Source organism: Rhodocytophaga aerolata (genome assembly GCF_030503435.1).
GTDB lineage: Bacteria > Bacteroidota > Bacteroidia > Cytophagales > 172606-1 > Rhodocytophaga > Rhodocytophaga aerolata.
This window is the reverse complement of record NZ_JAUKPO010000183.1, coordinates 1-698: the sequence shown is the minus strand read 5'-3', so window position 1 is coordinate 698 and position 698 is coordinate 1. Positions and strand designations below refer to the sequence as shown.

Below are 698 nucleotides of genomic sequence, written 5' to 3'. Positions count from 1 at the left end.
CCATTAGTGGCTATTAAAAACAATGAAATATTTAGAAAGCCAAGGATTTATTATACGAGGATATTTGATTCCGCCTTTTGAATTGAAAAGCGGTAAATTGATACGGATATATATTCCTAACTTTTCTGAAAACAATGAAATATTAGGGGTTGATTTAGCCACTGAACTTATTGAGGTATTTAAGCAATCAAGACCTGAAAAAGGATTGATTGTAAAAGAATCTTTACCGTATGCGAAAAATTATGCTCAAAACAGGTTAGCAGAGAAGCTGTTTCCCTTGAGTGTCCAGAAATATCTAACAACGAATCTCAAAGTACCAAAAGAAGAGGCTGAAAGCATTATATCAGAATTAGGGATAGAGCCAAGCCGACGATTAGATAAAATTAGTTTTACAGAGAGGAAGTATCTAACGATTAGCGGATTATATAGTTCGAATGAGGCGATAATGTTTGATTACTATGGTGTAGATGCGATGAACATAGAATTAGTTAACAGGTTGATAAAGTCAAAAGTATCAAAAGGAAAATGTGCTATTGGATTTGATAACCTGCAGTATATGGAAACAAATGAGCCGTTTGAAAATGTAGAACGATTGATAATAAAAAAAGCCACTAACATTAACTATTCCGGTCAGCGGCCCGCCAACGCTTAAAGCTATTGCATGAGGGCACGCCGCCGTATAGTCATGCTCCGTTATG

1 protein-coding gene is annotated in these 698 nt (G+C 35.7%); it reads left to right on the top strand.

Annotated features, from left to right (window positions below; all coding sequences use genetic code 11):
- Positions 1 to 22 precede the first annotated feature (22 nt).
- Positions 23 to 652: a hypothetical protein gene (locus tag Q0590_RS37445; RefSeq protein WP_302042805.1), complete on the top strand. Its 630-nt coding sequence runs from the start codon at positions 23 to 25 to the stop codon at positions 650 to 652.
- Positions 653 to 698 lie beyond the last annotated feature (46 nt).